A 7,732-nucleotide genomic window follows, 5' to 3' on the forward strand; every position below is an offset into this window, starting at 1 on the left:
AAATTAGTTTTGCAAATCTAAAGCAGGAATGAGAAGGCAAGTACCGAGAAAGGAATTTAAACATACGCAAAAGGAAGTATTGAATTGGGAGAGGAAAAGTATATAAATACCGAGTTGTTACGAAAAGAATTGCGAGTAGGTGAGCTGTTTAAAAACGGATTCATTAATAACTCAGTTCAGTTCAATGAAGTAGAAGTGACCACTAAGGATAATAACTCTTTTATTAGAGGTGCAGACTTTTCTAATCTGGACCTAATTCATCAGTTCAATTCAGAAATTTGTGTAACAAGCGACAAACATTTAATAAAACTTCATTTTTCTCTAGAGGGAACTTATTGTTATCAACCACTTAGACATATTAAATATTTAGTTCAAATTCCAGAAAATCACTGTAATATGTTTTACTACCCAACAACTGAGGGTAGAGATATATTTTTTAAAGGAAATGCTAAGTTATTTGAGATTTATGTTAAACCTAGTTTGCTTCAAAGCCTACTGGGAACTGAATTTGAAAGTTCTTTTGAAAAATTAAAAGCAGCAATATCTAACTCAAATTCTTTTGTATTATGGGATAAAAGTAAATTTATCCCTCCTCAAATTCGGAGTAAAATAAATGAGATAATTCAATGCCCTTATAAAGGAGAGATTAGAAAAACATATTTAGAAAGTAAATTGACGGTTTTAATGATAGATTTTCTGTTAGGTAGACAAACTTCTAAGCTTTCTAAGACTAATATAAAATTATTGAATTCAGATTATTTGGCAATTGTAAGGGTAGAAGCTCACATTAGAAATAACTTAAAGGAGCCATTGAAAATTTTAGATTTAGCGAACGTAGCAGGTTTTAATGCCACCAAGTTGAAAAGAGATTTTAAAAAAATATATGGGGTAACGCTGTTTAAATATATTACAGCAATACGTATGGAGCTTGCTAAGAGTTTAATAACCCAAGATGGGGCAACCATTGCATATGCGGCATATGAAGTAGGTTATGCAAATCCGCAGCATTTTACCACTGCTTTTAAAAGAACTATGGGGTATGTGCCAAGTGAGTTAAAACCTGCAGTACAATAATTGGGGATAATTACATTATTTAATCAGCATTTTTAATATGTGCTCGACTCCATTTTCGTCATTACTTAACGTACTGTATTTAGCAACTTTTTTTACATTGGGTTGGGCGTTTTTCATAGCGAATCCGAAATTTGATAATGCCAACGTATCCAGGAAATCATAAAATATTAAACAATATTTTATTTCCTGCCTAGAAAAAAGAAACAGAATACTTAGTCTGTTTTGTTGTCTGTTTGAGAACTGTAGGTACTTTCAAATATCTTATCCGCATTTGCAGATTCAAAACCATCCCTCCTTCTAGTAGGCTCGTTTTCATTTGTAGATTTTGGATACGGTAATCGTTCGGCAAACTCCACATAACTACCAGATATTTCTAAGTGTTCACCATCTTTAAAAATTGCATCTATCATTTTAGCTACCGAACTCGTTTGTTTTAGTAAACCATCAGCACTTGTTTTAATGATTCCGCCAGCCGTATTTAAGGAGATACCAATTTTTGCCAAAAACTTATTAAAGCTTTCTAGTGAATTATATGGCTGTTTTAAATCGTGGACGCTTATAGTGTAATGGTTTAAATAATATCTATTGTACAATACCCAAGCAGCATACTCACTAATTTTTTGAAGCTCTTGATAATCGGTAATTGTAGGGAGGTCCCAGAGTGGCTTATAAAAAAAGTTTCCAACAGACTCTACATTGTTTAAATCAATGCTATCTACGGGGTCTTGGAGAATGTCTTTAGTATATTTATTTAATATAGTTTTTGCTTTTTCAGGTAAATCATTTACCCTTAATTCACTTATAAAAATGCGTGGATATTTAGGTGATGGGGGTGCGTACCAATAGGCATTCAACTTTTTTTCTTTAAAATAATAATAGTCTTTTTTTACATAACCATAATGTAAAAAAAGCTTTTCGAAAGAGGTTATACCTAAATTTGGAACTCCAAGAGTTCTAAAAGCAATATGGTCGTTTACTATTTCATCTTCTGAACTTATAATTGCATGTAACAGTAACGCATCTATCACTTTTTGAACATCTGTAACAGATTGTTTGTAGGGAGTAAATAGTGCTCCCATTACGCTATCTAGTTTTGTGTCATCAGTAAAATCCATAGTTAACTATTTAATTTTCTTTAAAGTTACAATTGTTTCTAGACTAGCTATTAAATATATTTTTGAAATCATGCCTATTATTCTTTGGTTGTGGGTATGTCTCGGTACAAATTGAAAAATTATAATAGTAGTTAATTGATTTAAGTATGGGGTATAAAGCTGTTTTGAATACAACGTGTCAATAATACTGTATACATAGTTAGTTTTTAGAACTGTGTTATAATCAAAAATTTTTTACAATTTAATTTGAGATTTTATGAGCTCTTTTAAAATACGTTCAACACCTAAATTATCGTTACTTGTTGTGCTATATGTAGCTACTTCTTTTACATTGGGATGGGCATTTTCCATAGCGAATCCGAAATCTGATAATGCCAGCATTTCAAGGTCATTATTATAGTCGCCAAAGACCATTACTTCATCAGGCTTTAAGTTATAGCTTTCCATAACTTTGGTTAAGGCGTATCCTTTATGTGCATTCATGTTAGAAATATCCAGCCAATTTTCTCCAGATACTTTTACCTTTAATACACTTTCAAAATGTTTCACAAACGGATAGATATATTGCTCACTACTTTCGAAATGATAAATAGCAATTTTGATGACTTCAGAATTAAAAGCTGAAAGATTTTCAATTATTTCAAACTGGGTATAATACTCGCCAAGCTTGTTTACAAACTCATTAGATTTTCCAGTTAAATAAGCTTTATGTTTACCACAAAGTACGGGGTGTATATTCGGTATTTGGTTTAAAGTATTAAGAATTTCTTGTACATGATTTTTATCAAGGGGAGTAGCCAGAATTTCAATATTCTGCTTCATAGCAAAACCACCGTTTTCTGCAATTACAATGATATCATCTTTGATGGAATCTAATTTGTCTATAATACTATTGTACTGTCTACCGCTCGCAGCAACAAAAGTGATACCTTGAGATTTTAACCCTTTAAAAAGTTCAAAGAATTGATCGCTGACCTGGTGGTTAGAGTTTAACAAGGTGCCGTCCATATCAGAAACAACCATTTTAATCTTCGATAAATCCATGTATTACTATTTTTCTGTAAAGATATTTCAACGAAGTTTAGCAACGTAGCTAAAGAGCAAAGTTTTACCTTTATTTAATAATATTTGGCAAATGAAATTATATCAAAAAGAAGTTAGCTTAAGGGCGTATTCAAGAGGTTTTCATATTATTACTGATGACTTACTTGCGAGATTACCAGAAATCAAAGAAATTGAGCAAGGTTTTCTGCAAGTGTTTATTAAACATACTTCTGCCAGTTTAACCATAAATGAAAATGCGGACCCAACAGTTAGAGATGACTTTGAGTCTCATATGAATATTCTAGTTCCTGAGAATGCACCTTATTATAGACATGACTATGAAGGTTCAGATGATATGCCTGCGCATATTAAGGCATCTTTAATGGGGGCTTCAGTACAAGTACCTGTTACCAAAGGCAAATTGAATATGGGTATATGGCAGGGTATTTATCTATGTGAGCATAGAAATTATGCAACGGGTAGAAATATAGTTTTGACGTTGTGGGGAAATTGAATTATCACTAAATTGAATTAAAGCAAAATAATATGACGACAGAAGAAACTATTTTAAATAAAATCCAAATCCTTATTACCAATCATTTCGAAACTCCTGAAATGGCATTTAATTTTTTTGATGAGGATAATGACCAGAAACTTACAAAAGGAGAGATAGTCAAGCTCTTGAAGCAGGCTGAAATAAGCGGATTTATAAGAGGTCTTGTGGGATCAAAGCTTATAGAGGGTTATGATAAGAATAACGATGAACTAATAGATTGGGTAGAATTTAAGGCGGCTATAGCTAAAATTAAAAAATCCGATTCGTGAGAATCGGATTTTTCAAAAAGTGAGATTGTTATTAATTTATTTTACCTGATCTACAACTGCCTTGAAGGCATCTGGGTGGTTCATCGCTAAATCTGCAAGAACTTTTCTGTTAAGTTCTATATTTCCAGCTTTTACTTTTCCCATAAATTGAGAGTAGGACATTCCGTGTTGTCTGGCACCTGCATTAATACGGGTAATCCATAATGAACGAAAAGTTCTTTTCTTGTTTCTACGGTCTCTGTAAGCATATAACATTGCTTTTTCAACCGCATTCTTGGCTACTGTCCAAACGTTTTTACGTCTTCCAAAGTAACCTTTGGCTTGCTTCATTACCTTTTTTCTTCTGGCTCTTGAAGCTACTGCATTTACTGATCTTGGCATTTTTTTCTAATTTTTTTGTAGTAGGCGTCCTTTTAATTTAAGAAACTTTTAAAGCCTAACTCCATGGTTAATAATTTTACCTTCTAAAGAACTTGAATTACTTTAAACGTAATTGTTCTTTAATGCTGTTAACATCTGCTTGATGAACTAAACCATCATGTGTTAACTTAAGCTTACGCTTTTTAGACTTCTTTGTAAGAATGTGACTCTTAAAAGCGTGCTTTCTTTTAATTTTACCTGTACCTGTAAGCTTAAAACGCTTCTTAGCACTGGATTTTGTTTTTTGTTTAGGCATTTTCTCCTAGTTTATATATATTAATCTCACTTTTCATGCTAAACGCTGCTCACAAATGTAGGCAGCGTTTAGTATTTTATAAATGCATTCGGTCGCTGAGCGAAGCCGATGTATTATTTTATTTACTCTTAGTCTTAGGGGCGATGAACATAGTCATACGCTTTCCTTCTAGCTTAGGCATTTGTTCTACCTTTCCTAATTCTTCTAACTCAGAGGCTAATTTTAATAATAAAATTTCACCTTGATCTTTGTAGACGATAGAACGACCTTTAAAAAATACGTATGCCTTTAATTTAGCACCTTCTTGAAGGAACTTTTCAGCATGTTTCTTTTTAAAGTCATAATCATGGTCATCTGTCTGAGGTCCAAATCTTATTTCTTTGACAACAACCTTAGAAGCTTTCGCTTTCATGGCCTTGTCTCTCTTCTTCTGCTCGTATAAAAACTTTTTATACTCCATTATTTTACAAACAGGAGGGTCTGCTTTTGGGGATATCTCCACCAAATCCAAACCTAATTCTTCTGCTTTCTCAAGAGCCTGAGGAAAAGGATATACACCTACTTCTACATTGTCACCTACCAACCTAACATTTGGGGCCGTTATCTTTTCATTGATATTGTGGGGATTCTTATTTTCCCTTCTAGGTTGTGGTCGAAATCTTTTACGTATTGCTATGACTAAATAATTTTAATTAAACTTTTATTCTTTAAACGTCTTTAAGGTACTCTTTATTTCTTTGTTGACCAAGTCTGTAAACATAGTAACGTCTATCGCTCCTAAGTCTTCACCTCCATGTTTACGCACAGAAATAGTGTTTGCAACTTCATCATTGTCCCCTACGATTAGCATAAATGGTACTTTACTCATTTCTGCTTCACGTATTTTCTTACCTATAGTCTCGTTTCTACTATCGATAAGAGCGCGAATTTCGTTATTTTCTAGGGATTTTAAAACTTTTTCAGCATATTTTTCATGTTTTTCGCTAACAGGAAGAATAATAGCTTGTTCAGGGGTCAACCATAATGGGAAATTGCCACCCGTGTGTTCTATTAATAATGCTATAAACCGTTCCATACTACCAAATGGTGCGCGGTGTATCATAACAGGTCTGTGAAGCTCATTGTCACTACCTTTATAGGTTAATTCGAACCTTTCTGGTAGGTTGTAATCTACCTGAATCGTACCCAATTGCCATTGTCTACCCAAGGCATCTTTCACCATGAAATCTAACTTAGGGCCATAAAAAGCAGCTTCACCACTTTCTATAACATAATTAAGTCCTTTTTCTTTGGCAGCATTAATAATTGCTTGCTCTGCCTTTTCCCAGTTTTCTACCGATCCAATATATTTTTCTGGAGTATCTAAATCACGTACCGATACTTGAGCTGTGAAATCTTCAAATCCTAAAGACCCAAGTACATATAATGATAGATCTATCACTTCTTTGAACTCCTCGTCTAATTGTTCTGGTGTACAAAAAATATGTGCGTCATCTTGAGTAAATCCTCTAACCCTGGTTAGTCCGTGCAACTCACCACTTTGCTCATATCTATATACGGTACCAAATTCGGCAAATCTTTTAGGTAATTCTTTATAGCTAAATGGTTTGGCGTTGTAAATTTCACAGTGATGTGGGCAGTTCATTGGTTTCAGCAAAAATTCCTCATCTTCTTTTGGCGTACGAATTGGTTGAAAGCTGTCTGCTCCATATTTTTCATAATGACCAGAGGTAACATATAGTTCCTTTTGACCAATATGAGGTGTAACCACCATTTCATAACCAGCTTTCTTTTGTGCCTTTTTTAAGAATTGCTCTAAACGTTCTCTTAGAGCGGCACCTTTAGGTAGCCATAACGGTAAACCTTGCCCTACCTTTTGAGAGAAAGTAAATAACTCTAATTCTTTGCCTAATTTTCTATGGTCGCGTTTTTTAGCTTCTTCTAAAAGCTCTAAATATTCGGTCAGTTCTTTTTGCTTCGGAAATGATATACCATATATACGTGTAAGTTGGGTATTATTTTCGTTTCCTCTCCAGTATGCTCCGGCAACACTTAATATCTTAATTGCTTTAACAATACCGGTATTTGGTATATGCCCACCGCGACATAAATCTGTAAAAGAATCATGATCACAAAAAGTAATCGTTCCATCTTCAAGATTTTCTATCAATTCTACCTTGTACTCATTGCCTTGATTTTTATAAAATGTAAGAGCATCAGCTTTTGAAACATCTCTCATTTTATAATCATGCTTACCTCTTGCAATTTCTAAAGCTTTCTTTTCGATGGATGGAAAATCTTTATCAGAAATAGAACCTGTAGGAAGTTCTACGTCATAATAGAATCCATTATCAATAGCCGGACCAATAGTTAGTTTTACCCCTGGGTATAATTCTTCTATAGCTTGAGCTACAATATGTGAAGTAGAATGCCAAAAAGCGGTTTTACCTTCCTTATCATTCCACGTGTACAACACTAAGCTACCATCGGTTTCTAGTGAAGTTACGGTTTCAACAATAGTGCTGTTGAATTTTGCTGAAATAACATTACGAGCTAAACCCTCGCTTATGCTTTTTGCAACCTCCATAGGGGTTGTTCCTTTTTCAAATTCCTTAACCGATCCATCGGGAAGTGTAATTTTAATCATTTGCTATTCATATTATAGGGTAGCAAAGATAATATGAACTATTCACCTCTACAATATAATGATGTTATGTTTTGATCAGATGTTTAATAGTTAGTATAATGTACTCTGTTTAGTTCAATGCTTTTATAGGGAATTGGCTGTATTCTGTATTGATTAGACGGTAAGTGTTTAGCGTCATCAACTATTGTTGTATTTATTTTCTTGTTAAATGCTATGAGGTATTTTTTTTATTTTACAGCTAATTGGTTATGGAATAGAATGTTGCGGAAATACATTAAAAAACTTTGTTTATTTTATTTAAAAAAGTGTTGTGTAGTTAAGAATAGTGTGTACATTTGCACCCCGCAAACG

At 33.5% G+C, this 7,732-nt stretch carries 10 protein-coding genes; 3 read left to right on the forward strand and 7 right to left on the reverse strand.

What is annotated here, in order from left to right; translation table 11 throughout:
• Positions 1-84 precede the first annotated feature (84 nt).
• Complete coding sequence (locus ACEN2N_RS18665) at positions 85-1,074, forward strand: helix-turn-helix domain-containing protein (RefSeq protein WP_441825746.1); 990 nt, start codon at positions 85-87, stop codon at positions 1,072-1,074.
• Positions 1,075-1,089: 15 nt separating this feature from the next.
• On the opposite strand, the gene ACEN2N_RS18670 is transcribed toward ACEN2N_RS18665, so the two are convergent.
• From ACEN2N_RS18670 to ACEN2N_RS18680, 3 genes are all read right to left on the reverse strand, one after another.
• Positions 1,090-1,218, reverse strand: a complete 129-nt coding sequence (locus ACEN2N_RS18670) for an HAD hydrolase family protein (RefSeq protein WP_441825747.1) — start codon at positions 1,216-1,218, stop codon at positions 1,090-1,092.
• Positions 1,219-1,286: 68 nt separating this feature from the next.
• Complete coding sequence (locus ACEN2N_RS18675) at positions 1,287-2,189, reverse strand: DUF1338 domain-containing protein (protein ID WP_441825748.1); 903 nt, start codon at positions 2,187-2,189, stop codon at positions 1,287-1,289.
• A 234-nt stretch (positions 2,190-2,423) separates the two neighbouring features.
• The gene (locus tag ACEN2N_RS18680; RefSeq protein WP_441825749.1) at positions 2,424-3,233 is read right to left on the reverse strand and encodes an HAD family hydrolase; all 810 of its coding nucleotides are present in this window, start codon (positions 3,231-3,233) and stop codon (positions 2,424-2,426) included.
• Positions 3,234-3,324: 91 nt separating this feature from the next.
• Between ACEN2N_RS18680 and ACEN2N_RS18685 the strand changes: the two genes are divergently transcribed.
• Together ACEN2N_RS18685 and ACEN2N_RS18690 are read left to right on the forward strand one after the other, a co-directional pair.
• Positions 3,325-3,747, forward strand: coding sequence for a secondary thiamine-phosphate synthase enzyme YjbQ (locus tag ACEN2N_RS18685; RefSeq protein ID WP_441825750.1), 423 nt, complete (start codon positions 3,325-3,327; stop codon positions 3,745-3,747).
• A gap of 32 nt (positions 3,748-3,779) precedes the next feature.
• Positions 3,780-4,058: an EF-hand domain-containing protein gene (locus ACEN2N_RS18690; RefSeq protein ID WP_441825751.1), complete on the forward strand. Its 279-nt coding sequence runs from the start codon at positions 3,780-3,782 to the stop codon at positions 4,056-4,058.
• Positions 4,059-4,094: 36 nt separating this feature from the next.
• Here the strand turns inward: ACEN2N_RS18690 and rplT are convergent, their stop codons facing one another.
• The 4 genes from rplT to thrS all read right to left on the reverse strand — a co-directional run bounded on the left by rplT (position 4,095) and on the right by thrS (position 7,381).
• The gene (gene rplT, locus ACEN2N_RS18695; RefSeq protein ID WP_133685573.1) at positions 4,095-4,439 is read right to left on the reverse strand and encodes a 50S ribosomal protein L20; all 345 of its coding nucleotides are present in this window, start codon (positions 4,437-4,439) and stop codon (positions 4,095-4,097) included.
• Positions 4,440-4,536: 97 nt separating this feature from the next.
• Positions 4,537-4,734: a 50S ribosomal protein L35 gene (gene rpmI, locus ACEN2N_RS18700; RefSeq protein WP_027064530.1), complete on the reverse strand. Its 198-nt coding sequence runs from the start codon at positions 4,732-4,734 to the stop codon at positions 4,537-4,539.
• Between the two features lie 118 nt (positions 4,735-4,852).
• Positions 4,853-5,410: a translation initiation factor IF-3 gene (gene infC / locus ACEN2N_RS18705; protein ID WP_133685575.1), complete on the reverse strand. Its 558-nt coding sequence runs from the start codon at positions 5,408-5,410 to the stop codon at positions 4,853-4,855.
• A gap of 24 nt (positions 5,411-5,434) precedes the next feature.
• Entirely contained in the window at positions 5,435-7,381 is a 1,947-nt protein-coding gene (thrS, locus tag ACEN2N_RS18710) for a threonine--tRNA ligase (protein WP_441825752.1), read from the reverse strand.
• Positions 7,382-7,732: the final 351 nt, after the last annotated feature.

The organism is Maribacter spongiicola (assembly GCF_052119685.1).
Taxonomy (GTDB): domain Bacteria; phylum Bacteroidota; class Bacteroidia; order Flavobacteriales; family Flavobacteriaceae; genus Maribacter; species Maribacter spongiicola_A.